Raw genomic sequence first — 23994 nt, 5'->3', positions numbered from 1 at the left:
GGTACAAGAGTCCTAATGAACGTCGTCGTCGTCGAGAGCCCGGCCAAGGCCAAGACCATCAACAAGTATCTCGGGTCCGACTACACGGTTCTCGCCTCGTATGGTCACATCCGTGACCTGCCGTCGAAGGACGGTTCGGTGGAGCCCGACAACGACTTCGCGATGAGCTGGGAAGTCGACGCCAAGTCGTCCAAGCGCATCTCCGACATCGTCGACGCGATGAAGGGGGCCGACCGCCTGATCCTGGCCACCGACCCCGACCGCGAAGGCGAAGCCATCAGCTGGCACGTGCTGGAGGTCCTGAACAAGAAGAAGGCGGTCAAGGGGATGACCGTCCAGCGGGTCACCTTCAACGCCATCACCAAGTCGTCCGTGCTGGAGGCCATGGCCAATCCGCGCGACATCGACATGGAGCTGGTGGAGGCCTATCTGGCCCGCCGCGCCCTGGACTACCTGGTCGGCTTCACCCTTTCGCCGGTGCTGTGGCGCAAGCTGCCGGGCAGCCGCTCGGCCGGCCGGGTGCAGTCGGTCTGCCTGCGGCTGATCGTCGAGCGCGAGATGGAGATCGAGCGCTTCAAGACCCAGGAATACTGGAGCGTCGACGCCGACGTCTCGGCCGGCGCCGATCCGTTCACCGCGCGCCTGATCAAGCACGAAGGCAAGAAGCTCACCAAGTTCGACCTGGCCAACGAAGGCTCGGCCCTAGCCGCCAAGGCGGCGGTCGAGAAGGCCGTGTTCAAGATCGCCGGCGTCGAGAAGAAGCCGGGCAAGCGCTCGCCCGCCCCGCCCTTCACCACCTCGACCCTGCAGCAGGAAGCCTCGCGCAAGCTAGGCTTTTCCGCCCAGCGCACCATGCAGGCCGCCCAGAAGCTGTATGAAGGCATCGACATCGGCGGCGAGACCGTCGGCCTGATCACCTACATGCGGACCGACGGCGTGTCGGTGGGTCCCGAAGGCATCGCCGAGGCCCGCGACGTGATTGGCAAGGTCTATGGCGCGGACTACGTCCCCGAGACGCCGCGCTACTACAAGGTCAAGGCCAAGAACGCCCAGGAAGCGCACGAAGCCATCCGCCCCACCAGCCTGGGCCGCAATCCCGGCTCTCTGCGGCTGGAGCCGGATCTGGGCCGGCTGTACGAGCTGATCTGGAAGCGGATGATCGCCTCGCAGATGGAAAGCGCCCGCATCGAGCGCACCACGGTCGACATCGAAAGCCATGACGGCCAGACCGGTCTGCGCGCCACCGGCCAGGTGGTGCTCTTCCCCGGCTATCTGACGGTCTATGAAGAAGGCCGCGACGACGACGGTGATGAAGACAGCGCCCGTCTGCCGATGATCACCGAAGGCGCCGCCGCCAAGGTGCTCGACGCCCGCGCCGACCAGCACTTCACCGAACCGCCCCCCCGCTATTCTGAAGCCAGCCTGGTCAAGAAGATGGAAGAGCTGGGGATCGGCCGTCCGTCGACCTACGCCTCGGTCCTGACCGTGCTGCGCGACCGCGAATACGTGAAGATGGAGAAGCAGCGCTTCGTCCCCGAGGACAAGGGCCGCCTGGTCACCGCCTTCCTCGAGCAGTTCTTCCGCCGCTATGTCGAATACGACTTCACCGCCTCGCTGGAAGAGCAGCTGGACCTGGTGTCGGACGGCAAGCTGGACTGGAAGCAGTTCCTGCGTGACTTCTGGAAGGAATTCCACGCCGCCGTCGGCGAGATCGCCGAGTTGCGCGTCACCAACGTCCTGGACGCCCTGAACGAGGCCCTGGGTCCGCACATCTTCCCCGACAAGGGCGACGGCTCCGATCCGCGCACCTGCCCGACCTGCGGGACGGGCCAGCTGTCGCTGAAGGTCGGCAAGTTCGGGGCCTTCATCGGCTGCTCGAACTATCCCGAATGCCGGTTCACCCGCCAGCTGGCCACGTCGGAAGGCGAAGGCGAGGCCGAGGCCGCCGACAAGGAGCTGGGCCTCAACCCGGAGACCGGTCGCGCCGTTTGGCTGAAGAACGGCCGCTTCGGTCCCTACGTCGAAGAGCCGGCGGCGCCGGACAGCGGCGACAAGCCCAAGCGATCCAGTCTGCCCAAGGGGTGGACGCCGGCCAGCCTGGACCTGGAAAAGGCCCTGCGCCTGCTGTCCCTGCCTCGCGAGGTCGGACTGCACCCCGACGACGGCAAGAAGATCACCGCGGGCCTTGGCCGCTTCGGGCCCTTCGTGCTGCACGAGGGCACCTACGCCAATCTGGAAAACCCCGAGGACGTGTTCGACATCGGCCTGAACCGCGCCGTGGCGGTGCTGGCCGACAAGCGGGCCGGCGGCGGGCGTCCGCAGCGCGGTCAGGCCGCGGCGCTGGCCGAACTGGGCAATCACCCCGAGGACGGCAAGCCGATCCGCGTGCTGTCGGGCCGCTTTGGGCCCTACATCAAGCACGGCGACACCAACGCCAACGTGCCCAAGGGCGCCGATCCCGCCGCGCTTACGCTGGATGAAGCCGTAGCCCTGATCGCCGAGCGCGTCGCCAAGGGCGGCGGCAAGAAGCCAGCGAAGAAGGCCGCCGCCAAGAAGGCTCCAGCCAAGGCGAAAGCCGCCGCCGACGGAGCTGCTCCGGCCAAGAAGGCGCCGGCGAAAAAGCCCGCTGCCAAGAAGGCGGCTCCGAAGAAGGCCCCCGCCAAGAAGGCGGAGGCCTGATCTACCCATGATGGCGATCCGGGGTTAGACTTGCGGTCATGACGACGCTCGAACGACCCTTGCCGCTGTCCGCCGTGGTCGCCGGTCTGATCCTGATCAGCGGCCTGGGCTTCGCCATGGGCCTGAGCAACGCGCTGAAGGATCGCGGGGCAGACGTCACCTCGACCGCGCCTCTGGCCGAGGTGTCGGGCGTGCCCGTCAAGGACGCCGCGCCCGCGCCGCTATATGTGCCCGCGCCGCCCGAGAAGCCCAAGGTCAAGGCCGTCGAGGTCAAGACCGAAGAGGCCGAGGCTCCGGCCGTGGTCGAGGCGCCGCCCGCCGAGAACACCGCCCCGGCCCAGACCACCACCGCCCCGCCGCCGGCTCAGACCCCGCCGGCGACGCGGATCGAGGATTTGTACTAGCGCCTCCCAGCGTTACGGCGTGACGCCGAAACCCGCGAACCGCTTTTCGATCTCGGGATCCAGAGCACGAGCCCTCTCGAGGTCGGCGTCGCCGCCGGTGTTGTCGCCGCCGCGATGCTTGGCCACGCCGCGACCGAACAGAGAGGTCGGCGTTTCGGGATCGATCTTCAGCGCGGCGTCATAGTCAGTGATCGCACCGGCCAGATCGCCGAGGCGCAGCTTCACCAGGCCTCGGCTATCGAAGCCCTCCGACCTTTCTGGTTCCCAGCCGACCACGGTGTCGCAGTCGGTGAGGGCCTTCGGCAGTTCGGTTCCCGCCCGGGCTCGAGCCCAGCACCGGTCGTTGAACAGATCGGACCAGCCCGATTGCTGCGCGATCAGGGCGTCGAATTCCGCGATCGCCAGATCGTATCGCCCGACATCGGCATTGATCTCGCCGCGCAGTTGGCGAAGGCGAAAGCTGTCGGGCGCGTAGGTCATGGCCTTGGCGACATCGGCCAGCGCCAAATCCGGCTGCCCCCATTGCCAGCGCATCCTGGCCCGCCAGCGATAAATCCGCGCCTCGCCGCCGCCGACGGCCAGCGCCTTGTCCAGCTCGGCCAGCGCGGCGTCGGGCGAGTCGCCCTGGACCATCATGGCCTTGGACAGATAGGCGGCGGACGTGGGGCCCAGGACCAGGGAGCGCTCGAATTCGGCGCCGGCCTCTTCTGGTCGCTCCAGGCGCGCCAGGGCCACAGCATAGGACAGGTGAGCCTTGGGGTCGTTGGGTGCGAGGGCCAGCCAGGCCCGATAATTCAACTCCGCGCCCGCCACATCGCCTTCGTGGCTGAGCAACTCGCCGATCAGGGCGCGGGCGCGCAGCAGCTTGGGATCCAGGCGCAGGGCCTGCTCGTACTGCAGCCGGATCAGCGGCGCGGCCCGAGGATTTTCCATCCTCATGGCCAGGCCCAGCCGCAGGTGGGCCTCGGCGCTGTCGGGATTGGCCGCCACAGCGGCTCGGGCGACTTCCAGCGGCTCGGGAAGATCGTCTAGCCCCATGGCCCAAAGCGCATCGGACAGGATCGAGTATCGCGAGGCCTCGCTGGAGATGCTGTCCAGGCTGGGGACGGCAGCGGTTGGCTGGGCCGCGGCAGCCGACGCTGCGGCCATGACGCAGGCGGCGAGGACCGAGGTCCGCAGACCCTTGGCGAGGCGTTGGCGCACGATTTCTCCGAACGAGCGAGCAATGGCGGCGCGGCTCAAGCCCATCGCCGCCATCGCGGATGCTATTTTACGATCCCATCCACCGTCTGGCGGGTGACCGCGTGGTACAGCGGCCGGGTCTTGGCGTAGATCCGCTTGGCGATCGGCTGGCCCCAGTCGCCCTGGGCCATCAGATCCTTGAACCGCGGCGCGACGAACTTGCGGCGGCCCTGGTCGGTCAGGAAAGCCTCCAGCGACGGCAGGGCCGGCGCGTAGCGATTGGCGATGGCCAGTTCCAGCCAGACGAAGCGGATCTCGCTGTTGCCCTGGGCCGACAGGCCGAACGCCTTGTCCAGAGCGGCAAGGCGCTCGTCGGACAGCTTGCGTGGCAGGCTGGCGATGAAGCGGGTGCGTTCGGGCGTGCTCCAGGCCTTCCACTTGGCGGCGGGAGCCGGCCCGCCCTTGGCGTAGGCGGCGGCCAGGGCGTCCACCGCCGGGAAGGCGGCCGACTTGATGTGGACGGCGTTGTCGGGCAGCCCGACCTCATAGACCCACTTGTCGATGCCGATCGCGGCTTCCAGCTTGGGATCGCCCTTGATCAGGTTCTCGCGCAGGTCGGCGACGAAGCCGGCCGTGGTCTGCGACTGGAAGGCGTGGCGGGCGAAATAGGCCTTCAGATAGGCGTCCCAGCGGGCGCGGCCAACGGCCTTCTCGATCGTCCGCAGGAAGGTCGCGCCCTTCTGGTAGGCGATGTCGGTCATGCCATCGTCGGGATCGCGGCCGGTCAGGTCCAGGTGCAGCTTGGTGTCGGCGCCGGTGGGGCCGCCGGCGTCCTTGATCGCGCCCTGCAGGTCGCTCCAGCCCAGATCGGCCAGCATGTCGGCGCGGGGCTTGCCGTACAGCTTCTCCATGATCCGGTTTTCGAAATAGTCGGTGAAGCCTTCGTTGAGCCAGAAGTCCGACCAAGTGGCGTTGTTGACCAGGTTGCCCGACCACGAGTGGGCCAGCTCGTGCGCCACCAGGCTGACCAGCGAGCGGTCGCCGGCGATGATGGTCGGCGTGGCGAAGGTCAGGCGCGGGTTCTCCATGCCGCCGAACGGGAACGACGGCGGCAGCACCAGCAGGTCGTAGCGGCCCCAGGCATAGGGGCCGTAGAGGCCTTCGGCGGCCTCGACCATCTTCTCGACATCGACCAGCTCGGAGGCGGTCTTCTTCATCACCGACGGCTCGGTATAGACGCCGGTGCGCTTGCCCAGGGGCGTGAAGGTCAGGTCGCCGATGGCGATGGCGATCAGGTAGGACGCGACCGGCTTGTCCATCTTGAAGCGATAGGCGCGCGCGCCGCCGGCGACGGGTTCGCCGTTCGGGGTCAGCATCTGGGCGCTCATCACCGCCTTCAGGCCGGCCGGCGCGACGATGCGGGCGGTCCAGGTCTGGCGGATGCCGGGGCTGTCCTGGGTGGGGATCCAGCTGCGGTTGAGGATCGCCTCGCCCTGGCTGAACAGATACGGCTTCTTCTTGCCGGCGGTCTGGGCGGGCGTCAGCCATTGCAGGGCCGCGCCGTCCGGGGCGCTGTCGTAGCGGACGATGATCCGCTTGGCGCCGTTCAGCTGGACGGAGAGCGGCGCGCCGAGGATCGGGTCGGCCTTGCCCACCGTCCACGGCAGGGCCTTGCCCTTGGCGTCGGTGACGGCGTGGATGACCAAGCCCTTGGTGTCGAGGATCACCTCCTTGGCGTCTGGCGCCGCGGCGATGTCGAGGGCGGCCGTGCCGGTCATCTTCTGGCCGGTGAAGTCGGCGGTCAGGTCCAGGTCGATGTGGGTGACACGCGCGGCCAGCGGCTGGGCGTAGGAGTGGATATCGCGCGCCTCGGCGGTCTTCAGGATGGCCGGGATCGGCGCTTGCGCGGTCTGGGCCAGGGCGGGCGCGGCGGCGCCGCAGAGCAGCAGCGAAAGCAGGACGGCGCGGCCGCGGGCTTGGAAGGTCATGGGTCGTTCCTGTGCGACAGGCGCTGGATCGCCCGTCAAATTTGCGGTGGCGAAGATGACCGCGCGCCGGGTTGGTAACGCAAGAAGTATCGCGGCGTTCGACGTGTTTCCCTTGGCCATCCAGCCCGCTGGCGGGTTATGGCAAGGACATGGCCAAACCGCGCACGCCCAAATCCTCGAAATTCCCCGCTGGCGCCAAGCCCGCCAAGCCGCCGCAAGGCTTGCCCGACCGCGAGACCCTGCTGGCCTTCCTTCGCGACGCCGGCGAGACGGGCAAGGCCGACATCGCCCGCCACTTCGGGCTGAAGGGCGCCGACCGCCGGGCCCTGCGGGAAATGCTGCGCGAGATGGAAGCTCAGGGCGCCCTGGGCAAGCGCGGCCGCCGCGGTTTCGCCGAGGCCGGCTCGCTGCCGCCGGTGGGCGTGGCCGACGTGGTCGAGCGCGACGCCGACGGCGACATGTTCGTCAAGCTGACCAAGTCCGACGACGACGTGCCGCTGGTGCGCCTGTCGCCGGCCCGCAACAGCCAGGCCGGCCCCGCGCCGGGCATGGGCGACCGGGTGTTGGTGCGCTTCGAGCGCCTCGAGAACGGCGAGCTGGAAGCCCGGCTGATCAAGACCCTGGGCCAGAGCGCCCACAAGGTCCTGGGCGTGATCCGCAAGCACCGCCGCGAGACCCGCGTCGAGCCGGTGGACCGCAAGTCCAAGGACGTCCTGATCCTCAACGAGCAGGAGGCCAAGGACCTGAAGGACGGCGACCTTGTGCTGGCCCAGGTGGGTTCGGCCTCGGGCCGCTATGGCCCCAAGATGGGCAAGGTGCTGGAGGTCGTCGGCCGCGAGGACCATCCCCGCGCCGCCTCGCTGATCGCCATCCACAGCCACGGCATCCCCGTCGGGTTTTCCGAAGCAGCCGAGGCAGAGGCGGCCGCCGCCCAGCCGCCCACGCTGGAGGGCCGCGACGACCTGCGTGACCTGCCGTTCGTGACCATCGACCCCGTCGACGCTCGCGACCACGACGACGCCGTCTACGCCCATCCCGATCCGGACGCCGGCAATGTGGGCGGCTGGGTGGTCTGGGTGGCCATCGCCGATGTCGCGGCCTATGTCCGCCCCGGCTCGGCCCTGGACCGCGAGGCCCGCGAGAAGGGCAACAGCGTCTATTTCCCCGACCGGGTGGAGCCGATGCTGCCCGAGGTGCTGTCCAACGGCCTGTGCTCGCTCCGCGAAGGCGAGAACCGCGCCACGCTGGCGGTGCGGATGGTGTTCGACAGCCAGGGCCGCAAGAAGAGCCACCGCTTCGTGCGCGGCCTGATGCGCAGCGCCGCCAAACTCTCCTACGAGCAAGCCCAGGCCGCCATCGACGGCGTGATCCCGCCCGACGGCCAGGACGCCGACAAGGCCCCGCCCCTTCTGGACGCGATCCTGAAGCCGCTTTGGGAGGCCTTCCGCCTGATGGGCAAGGGCCGCGACATCCGCTCGCCGCTGGCCATCGAAAGCGACGAGCGCAAGATCGTCATCACCCGCGAGGGCGAGATCGCCTCGATCAACCGCCGCGCCAGCCTCGAGGCCCACAAGCTGATCGAGGAGATGATGATCCAAGCCAACGTCTCGGCCGCCGAGAGCCTGGAAGCCAAGCGCACGCCGCTGATCTATCGCGTCCACGACACGCCCAGCCAGGAGAAGGTCCAGAACCTGGCCGAATTCCTCCAGACCCTGGAGATCAAGTGGAACAAGGGCGAGGCCCCGCAGACCTCGCGCTTCAACAAGTTGCTGGACGAGACCCGGGAGGGGCCGCACGCCGCCATCATCAACGAGGTGGTTCTGCGCACCCAGATGCAGGCCCACTACAGCGCCGATAATCTGGGTCACTTCGGCCTGAACCTGGCCAAGTACGCCCACTTCACCAGCCCGATCCGCCGCTATGCCGACCTGATCGTGCACCGCGCGCTGATCCGCGCCCTGAACCTGGGGACCGACGGCCTGACCGACCAGGACGTGGCCCAGATCAAGGACACGGCCGAGACCATCACCTATGCCGAGCGCCGGGCCATGGCGGCCGAGCGTGACGCCACCGACCGCTACATCGCCGCCTTCCTGGCCGACCGGGTTGGCGCGACCTTCAATGGCCGGATCACCGGCGTCACCCGCTTTGGCCTGTTCGTGAAGCTGGACGAGACCGGCGCCGACGGCCTGATCCCGATCTCCAGCCTGGGCGCGGAGTTCTTCGTCCACGACGAGCGCATGCACGCCCTGGTCGGCGAGCGCACCGGCAAGCGCTGGCCGCTGGGCCTGCAGGTCGAGGTCAAGCTGGTCGAGGCCACGCCGGTGACCGGCGGCCTGCTGTTCGAGATGCTGAGCGATCCGCTGCCGGCGGATCCGAAGGCCCCGCTGCCGAGGCTTGGCGCGCGACGCCAGGCGGCGGTGAAGCCGCGCGGCGGTCTGCCGAAGGGCGTGCGGCGCGGGAAGCGGCGGTAGCGGCCTACTTCAGCCTAAGCACCGCCCGCGCGGCCGGCTCCAGACGGTCGGCCATCATCTTCTGGTCGGCGACCGAGGGGTGATAGTGGCAGGCCTTGCGGTCCATGCCCGTGATCCGCACCGCCGTGGCCAGGCCCTTGGTGGCGCCGTTCAGGCGCTTGGCGATCTCCTCGACGTCGCGATCGAAGGTGTCGCCGGCGATCAGCACGAACCGCGCCTGCGGATCGCGCCGCGACAGGGTGGCGACGAAGGCGACATAGGCGTCGCGGTAATCGGACCGCAGGTCGGCCTCGTCGGTCCAGCCCTCGGTCTCCTTGATCGGCGTCGAGAAGTCGTTGGTGCCCAGGCCCACGACGATCAGGTTCGGCCGCCAGGCCTCGGCCGGATCGACGAGGGGCGCGGCCTGCCCCGGGATCAGACGCGGATAGAGGGTCAGCAGGGTCTCGCCCGGCGCGAAGCCGCCGTAGTTGCGCACCACGCCGCGCCCTGAGACGGCCATGATGCGATAGTCGGCGTCCAGGCGCTTGGCCAGGATCGGCGCGAAGGACAGGCTGGTGTCGGTCAGGTCATGGACCTGCTGCTCGGAGCAGTCGCGGCTGGTCGAGCGCACGCCGTAGCCGACGGTGAACGAGTCACCGATGAATTCGATGCGGCGCTTGCGCGCCACGGCCGCCAGCGGCTTGGCGGCCGGTCCGACGAAGAAGCCGATGAAGCGCGCGCCGCCGGCTTGGCTCTCGGTCAGCTTGTCCAGCCGCACCACGTGCTGGCCGGGGGCCAGGTTATCGAAGGTCCGTCGTTCCAGGCCTGGCTGGTCCAGTTCGGCGCGGACCTGGCCGTCGATGCTGATCGCCAGGTGCTCGGCGCCGGTCTCGACCGCCACGGTCACCGAGGTTCCCGAGAACCGTCCTTCGAAATAGACGCCGGGCCAGCCGAACACGAGGCCGCCTTGCGGGGCCGGCGCGACCCGACCGCCGATAGAGGGAACCAAGGCGGTCTCCGGAGCGGTCTGGGCGGCGACGGGCGCGGCCGACAGCGTCAGGGCGCCGAGCGCGGCGAGAAAGATGGATCGCATGGTCGACTCCAACAGGCAGGCCGCTCCATCTGTCATAGCGGCGCGATCCCCGCTAACAGGAAATCATGCGTCCCGACCTCGACCAATTCCACGCCATCGCCATCAGCCGCCTGGCCCACCAGCTGAAGGGGCAAGGCGCCTCGATCATCCACATGGAGTTTGGCCAGCCCTCGACCGGCGCGCCCAAGGCCGCGATCGAACGCGCCCACCACGTGCTGGACACCGACGGCCTGGGCTATTGGGAGAGCCCGGCGCTGAAGGCCCGCATCGCCCGGCACTATGACGACAAGCACGGCGTGAAGGTCGATCCCGAGCAGATCATCCTGACCTGCGGGGCCTCGCCGGCCCTGGTGATGGCCCTGGCCTCAAACTTCGAGGCCGGCGACCGCGTCGCCCTGGCCCGCCCCGGCTATGTCGCCTATCGCAACACCCTGAAGGCCCTGAACCTGGTCCCCGTCGAGATCGCCTGCGGGCCCGAGGATCGCTACCAGCTGACCGCCGCGCATCTGGCGGCGCTGGAGCCCACCCCGGCCGGAGTCATCGTCGCCAGCCCGGCCAATCCGACCGGCACCGTCATCGCCGACGCCGAGATGGCCGCCATCGCCGCCGTCTGCCGCGAGCGCGGGATCCGCATCGTCAGCGACGAGATCTATCACGGCCTCTCCTACGTCGGTCCGGCCCGCTCGATGCTGGAGTTCGAGCCCGACGCCCTCGTGGTCAACAGCTTCTCCAAATACTTCAGCATGGTCGGCTGGCGCCTGGGCTGGCTGCTGTCGCCCCAGCACCACGTCCACCGGGCGCGAGCCTATATGGGCAATCTGTTCCTGACCGCCCCGTCGCTGAGCCAGCACGCCGGCCTGGTCGCCATGGACTGCGCCGACGAACTGGACGGCCATGTCGAGATCTACCGGCGCAATCGCCAGCTGCTGCTTGACGCCCTGCCCGCCCTGGGCCTGGCCAGGATCGCGCCGCCGGACGGGGCCTTCTACATCTGGGCCGACATCGGACACCTGACGGACGACTCGATGGGGTTCTGCCAGCAATTGCTGCGCGACACCGGCGTGGCGACGGCGCCGGGGATCGACTTCGACCCGGTCGAGGGCCATCGGTTCATGCGGATCAGCTTCGCGGTGTCCACGGCCGAGGTCGAGGAGGCGGTGCGGCGGCTGGTTCCGTGGTTCGCGGGGCAGAGCGCGAAATAGCCAGATGCTCCCCCTTTTGGAGGAGCTGTCACGGAGTGACTGGGGGGGTCCTCAACGGTTAGGCCGGAGAGGACACCCTCCGGCCCTCTGGGCCACCTCCCCCAGAGGGGGAGGATTTAGCCGCTTACTTCTTCTCCAGATAATCCAGCGCCATGAACACCTCAGCCTTCACGCCGGTCTCCAGCACGTCCTCGTCCACCGTGAAGTACGGTGAGTGGTTGGCCGGCGCGCCGGCGGCGGGGACACCCTTGGGACGTCCGCCCAGCTGCACGAACACCGCCGGAACCTTCAGCGCGTAGAGCGAGAAGTCCTCGGCGCCCGTCACCAACGGGGCTTGGTCGTCGACCTTGCCCGGCGAGGCCTTCAGCAGCGACGTCTTCACCCAGCTGGACAGCTCGGGATTGTTGTAGGTCACCGGATAGGGCTGGCTGAACACCGCCGTGGCCTTGGCGCCGTAACGATCCCCGATCAAGGCCACCGCCTTGGTGACCTTGTCGATCAGCTCGGCCTTCCGCTCGGGCGTGAAGGTCCGCATCGTCCCTTCCATCTTCAGGTCTTCGGGGATGATGTTGTTGCGCAGGCCCATGTTGATCGTCGCGATCGTCACCACCGAGGGCGAGACGCCGACGTCGACCTGGCGGGCGGCGATCTGGTTGATGGCCTGGATGATGTCGGCCGAGACGCTGGCCATGTCGACGCCGGCCCAGGGCCGCGCGCCGTGGGTCTGCTTGCCCTTGACGGTGATGGTCAGGCGGTCGGCCCCGGCATAGAAGCCGCCGGCGCGGTAGTTCAGCACGTGAGCATCAGCCGGGCCGATGTGCAGGCCGAAGATCGCGTCGACCTTGGGCTGGTCCAGCGCGCCGTCGCGGATCATCAGCTTGGCGCCGCCTTCTTCACCCGCCTGCGGGCCTTCCTCCGCCGGCTGGAAGATCAGGACGACCGTCCCCTTGATGTCGGCCTTCATGCCGGCCAGCACGGTGGCCGCGCCCAGCAACATGGCCACGTGGGTGTCGTGCCCGCAAGCGTGCATGACGGGGACGGTCTTGCCCTCCCAGGTGGCGGTGACCTTGGAGGCGAAGGGCTCGCCGGTCTTTTCCTCGACCGGCAGGGCGTCCATGTCGGCGCGCAGGGCCACGACCTTGCCGGGCTTGCCGCCCTTCAGGATGCCGACCACGCCGGTCTTGCCGACGCCCTCGCGGACCTCGAAGCCCAAGGCCTTGAGTTCCTTGGCGACGATGGCGGCGGTGCGGACCTCCTGGTTGCCCAGTTCGGGATGCTCGTGGATGTCGCGACGCCAGGCGATGACCTTGGGCTGCACCGCCTTGGCGGCGGCCTCGACCTTCGCGGAGGGAGCCGCCAGGGCCGGCGCGCCGAACGCCAAGCCGGCCATCATCGCCAGCGTCGAAACCCGTCCAAGCATAGCCGTCATCCCTTCAGAAAAGCCGGCGGACATTGGGGTGCTTGCCGCTTGGCGGTCAAGCTGACGTAAGGGGCGGCTTTGCGATTGCCGTAATCGGTCTAACCTTGCCGGATGGACGAGCCGATCGACGCCAAATTCGACACGATCAACGACGCGGCGGTGCGCGATCCCGGAACCGGCGTGCTCAAGCCGCGCCACGCCGCCACCCTGATCATCGTCCGCACCGATGCCGCCAAGCCGCGCCTGCTGATGGGCCGGCGCGCGGGCGGCCACGCCTTCATGCCTGACAAGTGGGTGTTTCCCGGCGGTCGCGTCGATCGCGGCGACTATCGCGCTCCGGCCGCCACCGAGCTCGCCCCCGAGACCGTCGCGCGCCTCACCCAGGAGCCGCGTCACCCGTCGCCCGCCGCCCTGGCCCGCGCCCTGGCCCTGGCGGCCGTGCGGGAGACCTTCGAGGAGACCGGGCTTCTACTGGCCAAGGCCGCGCCCGTACGGCCCGGCGCTGGGCCCTGGCGGCCGTTCCTGGCCCAAGGCGCCCTGCCCGACCTGGAACCGCTACAGTTCGTGGCCCGGGCCATCACCCCGCCCTACCGCACCCGCCGCTTCGACGCCCGGTTCTTCATGGCCCCGGCCGAGGCGCTGCTCAGTCTGGACCGCCGTCCCGACTGCGGCGAGCTGGACGAGATCGCCTGGGTCGACTTCGACGAGGCCATGGCGCTGGACCTGCCCAACATCACCCGCTTCGTGGTCGGCGAGATCGGCCAGAGGCTGCGCGACGCTGGACGTCCGGCCCCCTTCATGCGTTTCCTTAACGGCGCGCGGAAGCTCACCTACGTCTGAGCCCCTCGCGCGGGGGAACGAACATGCTGGCTCTGGTCTTCGCGGCCTCGATGGCCGCCACGCCGCCCTTACCCGTCTCGGATATCAACCGCCTGCACTGGATGACCGGCTGCTGGATGCAGGTCCGCTCGAACGGCCGCGTCGACGAGCAGTGGATGGCGCCCGGCGGCGGCGTGATGCTGGGGATGAGTCGCACGCTGAAGGACGGCAAGGTCCGCGAGTACGAGTTTCTGAGAATCGCCCCCGGCGCCGACGGCAAGCTGGGCTTCGTCGCCGACCCGTCGGGACAGGCCGAGGCGACCTTTCCGCTCAAGGAGATCACCGACGACTCTGTGGTCTTCGAGGAGCCCGCCCACGATTTTCCCCAGCGAATTCTGTATAAACGCGTGGACGCCAACACGATCATCGCCCGGATCGAGGGCCAGATCGGCGGTCTGGCGCGATCGGTGGACTATCCCTACACGCGGTGTCCCGCCGGCAATTGACTTTGGCGAGTTGATGAGTATGTTCCGCGCCTCTCATTTCCAACGCGCGGGTACCCTGCGCGACACCGCAGGGATTCTCTCATGGCCAAACCGGCTTCAATCAAGATCCGCCTGAACTCCACGGCCGACACCGGCTTCTTCTACGTGACCAAGAAGAACGCCCGCACGAAGACCGAAAAGATGGTGCTGAAGAAGTACGATCCGGTCATCCGCAAGCACGTCGAATTCAAGGAAGGCAAGATCAAGTAAGATCTGCCTATCCGAGACGACACACGAAAACGCCCGGCTAGCGATAGCCGGGCGTTTTTGATTCTGGTGTCTGCGGACTTGCCCCCTCCGCGCCTTCGGCGCTCCTCCCCCATAGGGGGAAGACAAGTCCGCACTTCATCTTCCCCCTATGGGGGAGGAAGACCGCGAAGCGGTCAGGAGGGGGCTAGTGACTCAGCAGTCGTGCCCTGACCCCAACGGCCGGCACCGCCCATCCACGTCCGCCGGCGGCTTCACACCCGTCACCGCCGCGATGGTCGGCGCGATGTCCACCGTGTCCAGCGGCAGGATGCGTTCGCGGGGGGCGCCGCCCTTCCACCAGAACAGGATCGGCACCCGACGGTCGTAGTCCCAGGGGCTGCCGTGGGTGGAGACATAGGTCGCGCTGGGCGTGGCGGGCACGAGATTGGGCTTGAAGGCCACTAGGATGTCGCCGGTGCGGCCCGGATAGACGCTGCGGCGCATGCGCTCGGCCACCGACAGTTCCTCGGGCGAGACAGCGTCGGGCACGGCCTCGGTGGTCAGCAGGGCATTGGCGTCGAAGGCCTCGGCCACCTCGGGCTGGCGCTTCACCAGGGTCAGAGCGGCGGCCACGATGCGGGCGCGGTCGGTGATCGAGGGCGTGCGGCGGTCGGGGCCGACGACATAGATCTGGTCGATGCCGCCGTCCGCGATCAGCGGATCCCAGGATAGGCCAAGATCGGCGCGGACCTGGGCGTTCAGCTTGGCCAGCCACGGCTTGCCGATCACGCGCTCGATATCATAGCCCTCGCCGTTCAGGCGCTCGGCGAAGTCGGCGCCGCCGTGGTCGGCGGCCAGCACCACCAGCACCTCGCCCTTGGCCTTGCCGACGCTCTTGAGGAACTCGCCCAGGCGATCGTCCAGGCGGGCCATCTGATCGCACATTTCCGGCCCGCGCGTGCCGTAGCGGTGGCCGATATAGTCGGTGGCCGACAGGCTGACGGTCAGGACGTCGACCTGAGGGCCGTCGCCCAGGCCGTACGTATCGCGAAGCTGAGCGGCCAGCTCCAGCGACACCTGGTCGATGAACGGGCTGGCGCCGAGGTCGCGCAGCTTGCCCGCCTCGTCTGGCGCGACCGGGATCGGCAGGGCCGCGCGCCAGGTGCGATCGCCGGTCTTGTAGTCGGCCTCCAGGGCCTTGCAGCGCTTGGCCGAGCCACCGGTCAGGGCGTCCATCGGGCTCTTGGCGTAGTCCCAGACGAACGGATGCTTCTTCAGGTCGGCCGCCAGCCTGGCGTTGAACGCCGCCACCGGCTTCAGGCGCGCCTCGGCGCTGGTCCCCGGGGGCACGAACGTGGTGAAGCCGAAGCCTGGCACGTACCAGAAGGCTCCGTCGGCGTGGTGGCCCGACATGGTGATCGCGCCGCGATCCTTGCCCGAGACGCCGAACACCCGACTGGTCGGCGAGACGGCCTTGAGCCAGTCGCCATAGGTGGTCGCCATCAGGTTCTTGGGGCTGACCGCCCTGCCCTTGGGGTCATTGGCCAGTGGGCTGTCGTCGTCGCCCAGGCAATAGACCTGCTTGCCGGTGGCCCGGTCGTACCAGTCGTTGGCGCTGATGCCGGTCTTGTTGGGATGCTTGCCCGTCAGCAGGGTCGAGTGCCCCGGACAGGTCTCGGTCATGGCGTGTGATTGATAGCCGTTGGGATAGACGATCCCCTCCCGCGCCAGCGTGCCCAGGCCGCCGGTGAACTCGGCGCGGTGCTGGGCGAACAGGTTGGCGCTGAACTGGTCGACCGAGATCACGACCACCAGCTTGGGGTTGGGCTTAGCGATCGGGACCTGGGCCGAGGCGGAGACGCCGAACGCAAGCGCGGCGCAGGCAAGCGCGCCGGAAGTAAGAAGCTTATTCATTGACGCAAAATGCCCGATCGCATGCTCCGTGCAAGGACGGAGACGATCAGCGGCGTCGGAAAAGCAGCTTGGCCTTAAAAGCCGTCAGGCCGCGCGGCCGACGACCGCGTTGCGGCCCGAGGCCTTGGCTTCGTAGACACCCTCGTCAGCCCGCTTGAGCAGGGCTTCAGGGCTGTCCTTCTCACCCAGGGTGGCCGAGACGCCGACCGAGATGGTCACCGTCAACAGCTCCTTGCCGTGGGCCACCCGGAAGGGCGAGCCGGCCACGTGCATGCGGATGCGTTCGGCGATGCGCATGGCGTCGGCCAGTTGGGTGTCGGGCATGATCACCGTGAACTCCTCGCCGCCGTAGCGGCAAGGCAGGTCGATGGCCCGGACGTTGGAGGCCAGGCGCAGGGCGAACTCGCGCAGCACCTCGTCGCCGACGTCGTGGCCGAAGGTGTCGTTGATCTTCTTGAAGTGGTCGATGTCGATCAGCAGCGCCGCCACGGGCTCGCCGCCCATCGCCGAACGCTTGACCAGCGAGTCGAGCTGCCCGGACATGTAGCGGCGATTGTGCAGTCCGGTCAGCTGGTCGGTGACGGCCAGCTCCAGGCTGTGGTCGAGGTTGTTGCGCAGATAGTCGGTGTAGCGCTTGCGCTGGATCTGGGTCTTGACCCGGGCCGCCAGTTCCTGCGGATCGATCGGGCGCGGCAGGATGTCGTTGACGCCGATTTCCAGCGCCTTGACCATCCGGGGCCGCTCGTCGGGATCGACCATGGCCAGGACCGGCAAGTGGCGGGTGCGCTCGTCCGACCGCAGCGAAGCGGCGAAGCGCAGGCCGTCGAAGCCCTTGGCCGCGGCGTTGATGATCACCAGGTCCACCGGACCGCCGGCGCTGATGCGTGCCTTCTCGGGATCGGACTCGACCACGGGGCGATGCTCGACGCTCAGCTCGGCGGCGATACGCTGGGCCTGGCGTTCGTTGTCGTCGACGACCAGAACGCGTCCGCCCAACCCGTCCAGGCGGGTGGCGGCGCCGGCGATCACGCCCATGCGGCGGCCCGAGGCCTCGCGCTGGCGCAGCTCGTCGATGACCAGCTTCAGGCGGGTCAGGCTGCGCACGCGGGCGAACAGCATGACGTCGTCGATGGGCTTGGTCAGGAAGTCCGAGGCCCCGGCCTCCAGGCCCTGGATGCGGTCGGCGCGGCCGTCCAGCGCCGTGACCAGCACCACGGGGATGTGGCGGGTGGCGGGGTCTTCCTTGAGTTTCTTGCAGACGGTGAAGCCGTCCATGCCGGGCATCATGACGTCCAGCAGGATGATGTCGGGCAGGTCGCGCGCGGCCATGGCGAGCGCCGTTGGGCCGTCGCTGGCGGTGCTCACCTGATAATATTCAGCCGAGAGCTTGGCCTCGAGCAGGCGGACATTGGCCTCGATGTCGTCGACGACGAGGATCCGCGCGCTCATGCCGGCTCCTTCTCGAGCAGGCGCTTGATGGTGTCCAGGAAGTGGGCCACCGAGATCGGCTTGGAGATGTAGGCCTCGCAGCCGCCCTCGCGGATCCGCTCCTCGTCGCCCTTCATGGCGAAGGCCGTCACAGCCACCACCGGGATATGGGCGAGCTCGTCGTCTTCCTTCAGCCACTTGGTCACTTCCAGGCCGGAGATCTCCGGCAGCTGGATGTCCATGAGAATCAGGTCGGGACGGTTGTCGCGGGCGATCGACAGGGCTTGCAGACCCTCGCGAGTCTGCAGGGTTTCATAACCCTGGGCTTCGAGCAGATCATGAAAGAGCTTCATGTTCAGCTCATTATCCTCCACGATGAGGACCTTCTTCGTCATCCTGACCCCGACCATACGGTCCGTGGCGACGCCTGAGGGATTCGCGCCGTCTTCTGCATCCAGATCGCACGAATATCCTTAAGCCCCCGCTAATCGCGTTAACACCGGCTGCTCGCAGACCATGGAACCTTGTTACTCCGACATCGAAGCCTGCACCATCGATCCGTCGACGCCCCTGGTGATCGTCGATGTCGACGAGGTGCTCGCCCAGTTCATGCGCGGCTTCGGCGCGTTCATTGGGCGGCACGGGTTCGAACTGCGGGTCGACCGCTTCGCACTGTTCCAGAACATCTATCGCCCCGGCGAGGCCGAGCATCTGGACCTGATCGCCGGCAAGGCGCTGTTTGACGACTTCTTCCGGGACGGGGCCGATGACCTGGCTCCGGCCGAGGGCGCGGCCGACGCCCTGGCCGACCTGTCGACCCGGGCCGGGGTGGTGATCCTGACCAATGCGCCCGAGCACGGCCGACTGGCCCGCATCCAGTGGCTGAAGACCCATGGCTTCGATTATCCTCTGGTGATCAACAGCGGCCCCAAGGGCCCGCCGGCGGCGAAACTGGCCAAGCGAACCTCGGGACAGTCGGTGTTCATCGACGACCTCCTGCCGCAGCTGGACTCGGTGGCCGGCAGCGCGCCGGAGATCAGCCGCTTCCAGATGGTCAGCGACGAGCGCCTGCGTCCCCTCGCTCCCAGCGCGCCGGACCGTCACGCACGGATCGACCTTTGGCCCGACCTCAAGACCGCGATCGAAGCGCGTTTGTTCGCATGATCCGGTTCGGCGTGGATTTCGGCGGCACCAAGATCGAGGCCGCCGCCCTGGACGCCCAGGGTCAGTTCGTGGCCCGCGTGCGCAAGCCCAATCCAGGCGCTTATGACGCGGCCCTCGACGTCGTGGCCGACCTGCTGGCGGACGCCGAGATCATGGCCGCGGCGAAGGCCGAACGACTGGGCATGGGCATTCCCGGTTCGATCTCGCCGCGCACCGGCCTGATCCGCAACGCCAACAGCGTCTATCTGAACGGCCGCCCCTTCGCGCAGGACCTGACGACACGCCTGGATCGCCCCGTCCGCCTGGCCAACGACGCCAACTGCCTGGCCCTGTCGGAGGCCGCCGACGGCGCGGGCGCCGGAGAAGGCGTGGTGTTCGCGGCGATCATCGGCACCGGCTGCGGCGGCGGACTGGTGGTCGACGGCCGGATCATCGAGGGCCGCAACGGCGTCGGTGGGGAATGGGGCCACACGCCCCTGCCCTGGCCCGCGCCGGAGGAATATCCCGGCCCAACCTGCTGGTGCGGGCGCAGGGGCTGCCTGGAAACCTGGATCTCCGGCCCGGCCTTCTCGCGCGACGCCGGCCATCCGACCGGCCAGGCGACCATGGACGCGGTCAACAGCGGCGACGCCTCGGCCATGGCGGCGCTGGATCGCTATGTCGATCGCCTGGGCCGATCGCTGGCGGCGATGTGCGACCTGATCGATCCGGACGTGATCGTGCTGGGCGGCGGCATGTCCAACGTCGAGGCGCTGTACGAGCGCCTGCCGGCCGCCATCGCGCCGCATGTCTTTTCGGACGCCTTCGAGACGCCCGTGCGGAAGGCGGTGCACGGCGACAGCTCCGGCGTGCGCGGCGCGGTCTGGCTGTGGCCTACCTAGGCCTGACGTGAAGGCGCTGTGCCGCGACTGCGACTGGACGGGCGCGGTGAAGCCCCCCCGCTGTCCGTCCTGCGGCTCGCCGCGCACCGTCTTCCACGAAGAACTGGGCGCGCTGTCGATGGCGCATCTGGACTGCGACGCCTTCTACGCTTCGGTCGAAAAGCGCGACGATCCCTCGATCCGCGACAAGCCGGTGATCGTCGGCGGCGGCAAGCGCGGCGTGGTGACCACCGCCTGCTACATCGCCCGCATGAGCGGCGCGCGCTCGGCCATGCCGATGTTCAAGGCGCTGAAGCTGTGCCCCGACGCCGTGGTCATCAAGCCGAACTTCGCCAAGTACAAGGAAGCCAGCCGCTACATCATGGGCAAGCTGGAGGCCCTGACGCCGCTGGTCCAACCGCTGTCGCTGGACGAGGCCTGGGTCGACCTGTCGGGCACCGAGCGCTTGCACGGCGCGCCGCCGGCCGTGATGCTGACGCGGCTGCAACGCGAGATCGAGGCCGAGATCCAACTGACCGTCTCGATCGGCCTGGCGCCCAACAAGTTCCTGGCCAAGATCGCATCGGAACTGGACAAGCCGCGCGGCTTCTCGGCGATCGGCGCGGCCGAGGCCAAGAGCTTCCTGGCCGGCAAGCCGGTGTCGATCCTGCCGGGCGTGGGCCCGGCCACCGTGACCGCCCTGGCGTCCGAGGGCTTCCGCACGGTCGGCGACATTGCCGAGGCCGACCTCAAGCATCTGGCGGCGGTGCTGGGCTCCAGCGGCCTGCGCCTGCATCGCCTGGCCCAGGGCCAGGACGCCCGAGCCGTCGACCCCGACCAGGTGCGCAAGACGATCAGCGCCGAGACCACCTTCAACGACGACCTCTTCAAGCGCGACGAACTCGAGGACCAGCTGTGGCCGCTTTGCGAGCGGGTGGCCAAACAGGCCCGGGTCGAGGGCGTGGCCGGGCGCGTGGCGACGCTGAAGCTGCGCACGCCGGACTTCAAGGTCCACACCCGCCGCCGGACCCTGGCGGTGCCGACCCAGACGGCCCGCACCCTGTTCCAGGTCGCGCGGGAACTTCTGGCGGCCGAGCCGGGCGGGACTTATTACCGGCTGATCGGGGCCGGCCTGACCGAATTCGTCGACGCTGAGACCGCGGGGGCCGACTTCTTCGCCGACGCCGAGCGTCAGGCTCTGAAGAGCGAAACCGCCATCGACTCGCTGCGCGGTCGGTTCGGGGCCGGGGCAGTTGTCACCGGACGAGCCCTGAAGAGCCGGTGAACTCGTTTGGGTGGGTTCGTTAACGAGACCCCTTGCGCGACGGATCGCCGCGCACCATTTCCCCGCCTCGCCCAGGAAACCGCCACCGCACGGTCTCCGTTCTCCCAATCGTGAAGCCATTTTGCAAGGCGCCCCTGTGTTAAAGCGGCGCAGCGGTGCGTCGGCCCCTTCCAAAGCCGGCGTGTTTCCATATCTAATCCTAAGCAGGCGGGTGGTTCGGCCCGTCGGGAGAAAACGGTCGATGGCCGAGCGAAAGCAAGGCGGACAGAATAACGGATCTGGATCTTCGGTTGTCACTGAGGTGAAGCCGAAGACGCAGAAGCCGTCGATGTATCGAGTACTGATTCTGAATGACGACTACACGCCGATGGAATTCGTCGTGTACGTACTCGAACGCTTCTTCAACAAGTCGCGCGAAGACGCGACCCGGATCATGCTTCACGTCCACCAACACGGTGTCGGCGTGTGCGGTGTCTATACTTACGAAGTTGCTGAAACAAAGGTTGCGCAGGTCATCGACTCGGCGCGCCGTCATCAGCATCCCTTGCAGTGCACCATGGAAAAAGACTGAGGAGCCTCCCCCATTGCCCTCGTTTTCTCGCCCTCTCGAAGAATCCCTTCACCGCGCCGTCGCCTACGCCAACCAGCGTAAGCACGAGTACGCCACCCTGGAGCACCTGCTCCTCTCTCTCACCGACGACGATGACGCCGCCGGGGTGATGCGCGCCTGCGACGTCGATCTCGTCGCCCTGAAGAAGAGTCTGGCCAACTATCTCGACGTCGAACTGGCCTCGCTGGTCGTCGATGACGAAGAAGACGCCAAGCCGACCGCCGGCTTCCAGCGCGTGATCCAGCGCGCCGTGATCCACGTCCAATCGTCGGGTCGCGAGGAAGTCACCGGCGCCAACGTGCTGGTGGCCATCTTCTCGGAACGCGAAAGCCACGCCGCCTACTTCCTGCAAGAGCAGGACATGACGCGCTATGACGCGGTGAACTTCATCGCCCACGGCATCGCCAAGAAGGCCGGCGCGTCCGAACCCAAGGCCGTCAAGGGCGCCAGCAACAGCACGACGGAAGAAGACTCCGAAAAGCCCAACACCAAGACCGGTGGCGAGGCGCTCGAAGCCTATTGCGTCGACCTCAACGAAAAGGCCCGCCAGGGCAAGGTCGACCCCCTGATCGGCCGCGCGAACGAAGTGGAACGCGCGATCCAGATCCTGTGCCGCCGCACCAAGAACAACCCCCTGCTGGTGGGTGAGCCCGGCGTAGGCAAGACCGCCATCGCCGAAGGTCTGGCCCGCAAGATCATCACCAACCAGGTCCCCGAAGTCCTGGCGGAAGCCACCATCTTCTCGCTCGACATGGGCGCGCTGCTGGCCGGCACCCGCTATCGCGGCGACTTCGAGGAACGCGTCAAGCAGGTGGTCAAGGAACTTGAGAACCACCCCAACGCGGTGCTGTTCATCGACGAGATCCACACCGTCATCGGCGCCGGCGCGACCAGCGGCGGGGCGATGGATGCTTCGAACCTGCTGAAGCCAGCTCTGGCTTCGGGCTCGCTGCGCTGCATGGGCTCGACCACCTACAAGGAGTTCCGTCAGCACTTCGAGAAGGATCGGGCCCTGGTCCGTCGCTTCCAGAAGATCGACGTCAACGAGCCGACCGTGGAAGACACCATCAAGATCCTCAAGGGGCTCAAGAGCTACTATGAGGACTTCCACAAGCTGAAGTACACCAACGACGCCATCAAGGTGGCCGTCGAGCTGTCGGCCAAGTACATCACCGACCGCAAGCTGCCCGACAAGGCGATCGACGTGATCGACGAGGCCGGCGCGGGCCAGATGCTGCTGCCGGAAGGCCGCCGCAAGAAGGTCCTGGGCGTCAAGGAGATCGAGGCCGTCGTGGCCAAGATCGCCCGCATCCCGCCCAAGTCGGTTTCGAAGTCGGACACCGAGGCGCTCAAGGAGCTGGAAACGGACCTGAAGCGCGCCGTGTTCGGCCAGGACGACGCGATCCTGCAGCTGTCCTCGGCCATGAAGCTGGCCCGCGCCGGCCTTCGCGACGCGGACAAGCCGATCGGCTCGTTCCTGTTCAGCGGCCCCACCGGCGTCGGCAAGACCGAAGCCGCCAAGCAGCTGGCCTCGACGTTGGGCATCGAGATGATCCGCTTCGACATGTCGGAGTACATGGAGCGCCATACCGTGAGCCGCCTGATCGGCGCCCCTCCCGGCTATGTCGGCTACGATCAGGGCGGCCAGCTGACCGACGCCGTCGACCAGCACCCGCACGCCGTGGTCCTGCTCGACGAAATCGAGAAGGCCCACCAGGACGTCTACAACATCCTGCTGCAGGTCATGGACCATGGGGTGCTCACCGACTCCAACGGCAAGAAGGTCGATTTCCGCAACGTGGTCCTGATCATGACCACCAATGCGGGCGCCTCGGACGCCCAACGCCAGTCCATCGGCTTTGGTCGCGACAAGGTGGTCGGCGAGGAAGAGGCCGCCCTCAAGCGCCTGTTCACGCCGGAATTCCGCAACCGCCTCGACGCGGTCGTGGCCTTCAAGCCGCTGACGCCGGAGATCATCCGCCAGGTCGTGCAGAAGTTCGTCATGCAGATGGAGGCCCAGCTGGCCGACCGGAACGTGACGATCTCGCTGACCGACGACGCGGCCGACTGGCTGGCCAAGAACGGCTTCGACGAACTGTACGGCGCTCGCCCGTTGGGTCGCGTCATCCAGGAGCACATCAAGAAGCCCCTGGCCGACGACATCCTGTTCGGACGCCTGGTCCGCGGCGGCCACGTAAAGGTCATCCTCAAGGACAGCAAGATCGACTTCGAGATCGAGAGCACCCCGGAGAAACCCGCCAAGGGCTCCGCCGCCCCCGAGGACGAAGCCGAACCGGCCCTGGCCGAGTAGGACTGGAACTAACAAGAGGCCCGGAGCAATCCGGGCCTCTTTCGATTTCGCTCACGCAGGACATGTAGACAAAACGAGAACAACCGATTAATGTGCCAGCATGACTGCGATCGCCTTCGACACCCTGAGCGCCTCCAAACGCCTGCGTGAAGCCGGCATGGACGAACGCGCGGCCGAGGCGATCGTGGACATCATGCGCGACACCACGGAATTGCCCGATGTGACCGACTTGGCCACCAAGACCGAACTGGCGCTCGCTCGGGCGGATCTGAAGGGCGAGATCGCCAGCGTCAGAACCGACATCTCCGCGTTGGAAGCCCGTCTCAGCGAAAAAATCCGCCTTCAAGGGCTGGCGCTGATTGGCGCGATGGCGACGCTCCTCGCGGTATCGACCGCACTCATCAAACTCGTTCCTTAAACCGGCGCCCATCGCACGCCCTTGACGCGC

General features: G+C 67.7%; 20 protein-coding genes. 13 read left to right on the top strand and 7 right to left on the bottom strand.

Going from position 1 to position 23994, the window contains the following annotated elements; translation table 11 throughout:
• The first annotated feature begins 15 nt into the window (after nucleotides 1-15).
• Nucleotides 16-2679: a type I DNA topoisomerase gene (gene topA, locus AC1RUS_RS06010; protein ID WP_492914010.1), complete on the top strand. Its 2664-nt coding sequence runs from the start codon at nucleotides 16-18 to the stop codon at nucleotides 2677-2679.
• Nucleotides 2680-2717: 38 nt separating this feature from the next.
• Nucleotides 2718-3083 carry a hypothetical protein gene (locus tag AC1RUS_RS06005; protein ID WP_492914008.1) on the top strand — a complete coding sequence of 122 codons (366 nt, stop codon included), beginning with the start codon at nucleotides 2718-2720 and terminating at the stop codon, nucleotides 3081-3083.
• Between the two features lie 12 nt (nucleotides 3084-3095).
• On the opposite strand, the gene AC1RUS_RS06000 is transcribed toward AC1RUS_RS06005, so the two are convergent.
• Together AC1RUS_RS06000 and AC1RUS_RS05995 are read right to left on the bottom strand one after the other, a co-directional pair.
• Nucleotides 3096-4286, bottom strand: coding sequence for a tetratricopeptide repeat protein (locus tag AC1RUS_RS06000; RefSeq protein WP_492914006.1), 1191 nt, complete (start codon nucleotides 4284-4286; stop codon nucleotides 3096-3098).
• 62 nt (nucleotides 4287-4348) lie between these two features.
• A complete protein-coding gene (locus tag AC1RUS_RS05995) occupies nucleotides 4349-6253 on the bottom strand; it encodes a M1 family metallopeptidase (protein ID WP_492914004.1) in 1905 nt (634 codons plus the stop codon).
• Between the two features lie 149 nt (nucleotides 6254-6402).
• On the opposite strand from AC1RUS_RS05995, the gene rnr reads away from it, so the two are divergent.
• Nucleotides 6403-8727, top strand: coding sequence for a ribonuclease R (rnr, locus tag AC1RUS_RS05990; protein WP_492914002.1), 2325 nt, complete (start codon nucleotides 6403-6405; stop codon nucleotides 8725-8727).
• Between the two features lie 4 nt (nucleotides 8728-8731).
• Here the strand turns inward: rnr and AC1RUS_RS05985 are convergent, their stop codons facing one another.
• Nucleotides 8732-9799 carry an SGNH/GDSL hydrolase family protein gene (locus AC1RUS_RS05985; RefSeq protein ID WP_492914000.1) on the bottom strand — a complete coding sequence of 356 codons (1068 nt, stop codon included), beginning with the start codon at nucleotides 9797-9799 and terminating at the stop codon, nucleotides 8732-8734.
• Between the two features lie 65 nt (nucleotides 9800-9864).
• Between AC1RUS_RS05985 and AC1RUS_RS05980 the strand changes: the two genes are divergently transcribed.
• Nucleotides 9865-11001: a pyridoxal phosphate-dependent aminotransferase gene (locus tag AC1RUS_RS05980; RefSeq protein WP_492913998.1), complete on the top strand. Its 1137-nt coding sequence runs from the start codon at nucleotides 9865-9867 to the stop codon at nucleotides 10999-11001.
• 124 nt (nucleotides 11002-11125) lie between these two features.
• Here AC1RUS_RS05980 and AC1RUS_RS05975 read toward each other — a convergent pair whose 3' ends face one another.
• Nucleotides 11126-12421, bottom strand: coding sequence for an amidohydrolase (locus AC1RUS_RS05975; RefSeq protein WP_492913996.1), 1296 nt, complete (start codon nucleotides 12419-12421; stop codon nucleotides 11126-11128).
• A 111-nt stretch (nucleotides 12422-12532) separates the two neighbouring features.
• On the opposite strand from AC1RUS_RS05975, the gene AC1RUS_RS05970 reads away from it, so the two are divergent.
• From AC1RUS_RS05970 to rpmG, 3 genes are all read left to right on the top strand, one after another.
• Nucleotides 12533-13261 carry an NUDIX hydrolase gene (locus AC1RUS_RS05970; protein ID WP_492913994.1) on the top strand — a complete coding sequence of 243 codons (729 nt, stop codon included), beginning with the start codon at nucleotides 12533-12535 and terminating at the stop codon, nucleotides 13259-13261.
• Between the two features lie 23 nt (nucleotides 13262-13284).
• The gene (locus tag AC1RUS_RS05965) at nucleotides 13285-13746 is read left to right on the top strand and encodes a DUF6265 family protein (protein WP_492913992.1); all 462 of its coding nucleotides are present in this window, start codon (nucleotides 13285-13287) and stop codon (nucleotides 13744-13746) included.
• 81 nt (nucleotides 13747-13827) lie between these two features.
• Nucleotides 13828-13995, top strand: coding sequence for a 50S ribosomal protein L33 (gene rpmG / locus AC1RUS_RS05960; protein WP_007673017.1), 168 nt, complete (start codon nucleotides 13828-13830; stop codon nucleotides 13993-13995).
• A gap of 192 nt (nucleotides 13996-14187) precedes the next feature.
• On the opposite strand, the gene phoY is transcribed toward rpmG, so the two are convergent.
• From phoY to AC1RUS_RS05945, 3 genes are all read right to left on the bottom strand, one after another.
• Complete coding sequence (gene phoY, locus AC1RUS_RS05955; protein ID WP_492913989.1) at nucleotides 14188-15888, bottom strand: alkaline phosphatase PhoY; 1701 nt, start codon at nucleotides 15886-15888, stop codon at nucleotides 14188-14190.
• An 84-nt stretch (nucleotides 15889-15972) separates the two neighbouring features.
• The gene (locus tag AC1RUS_RS05950) at nucleotides 15973-17337 is read right to left on the bottom strand and encodes a PleD family two-component system response regulator (RefSeq protein WP_492913987.1); all 1365 of its coding nucleotides are present in this window, start codon (nucleotides 17335-17337) and stop codon (nucleotides 15973-15975) included.
• Complete coding sequence (locus AC1RUS_RS05945; RefSeq protein ID WP_492913985.1) at nucleotides 17334-17711, bottom strand: response regulator; 378 nt, start codon at nucleotides 17709-17711, stop codon at nucleotides 17334-17336. Before AC1RUS_RS05945 ends, AC1RUS_RS05950 begins: the two co-directional genes overlap by 4 nt.
• Nucleotides 17712-17832: 121 nt before the next feature.
• Between AC1RUS_RS05945 and AC1RUS_RS05940 the strand changes: the two genes are divergently transcribed.
• From AC1RUS_RS05940 to AC1RUS_RS05915, 6 genes are all read left to right on the top strand, one after another.
• Nucleotides 17833-18480: a hypothetical protein gene (locus AC1RUS_RS05940; RefSeq protein WP_492913982.1), complete on the top strand. Its 648-nt coding sequence runs from the start codon at nucleotides 17833-17835 to the stop codon at nucleotides 18478-18480.
• Nucleotides 18477-19361, top strand: a complete 885-nt coding sequence (locus tag AC1RUS_RS05935; RefSeq protein WP_492913981.1) for an ROK family protein — start codon at nucleotides 18477-18479, stop codon at nucleotides 19359-19361. Before AC1RUS_RS05940 ends, AC1RUS_RS05935 begins: the two co-directional genes overlap by 4 nt.
• 7 nt (nucleotides 19362-19368) lie before the next feature.
• Entirely contained in the window at nucleotides 19369-20625 is a 1257-nt protein-coding gene (locus AC1RUS_RS05930) for a DNA polymerase IV (protein WP_492913978.1), read from the top strand.
• Nucleotides 20626-20866: 241 nt separating this feature from the next.
• The gene (clpS, locus tag AC1RUS_RS05925) at nucleotides 20867-21196 is read left to right on the top strand and encodes an ATP-dependent Clp protease adapter ClpS (RefSeq protein WP_492913975.1); all 330 of its coding nucleotides are present in this window, start codon (nucleotides 20867-20869) and stop codon (nucleotides 21194-21196) included.
• A gap of 13 nt (nucleotides 21197-21209) precedes the next feature.
• Complete coding sequence (gene clpA, locus AC1RUS_RS05920; protein ID WP_492913973.1) at nucleotides 21210-23546, top strand: ATP-dependent Clp protease ATP-binding subunit ClpA; 2337 nt, start codon at nucleotides 21210-21212, stop codon at nucleotides 23544-23546.
• A gap of 100 nt (nucleotides 23547-23646) precedes the next feature.
• On the top strand, nucleotides 23647-23964 hold the full coding sequence (locus AC1RUS_RS05915; protein ID WP_492913972.1) for a CCDC90 family protein: 318 nt from the start codon (nucleotides 23647-23649) through the stop codon (nucleotides 23962-23964).
• The last annotated feature ends 30 nt before the right edge of the window (nucleotides 23965-23994 follow it).

The organism is Caulobacter sp. GW821-FHT10F06, from assembly GCF_058809215.1.
This window is presented reverse-complemented; position numbering and strand designations above follow the sequence as displayed.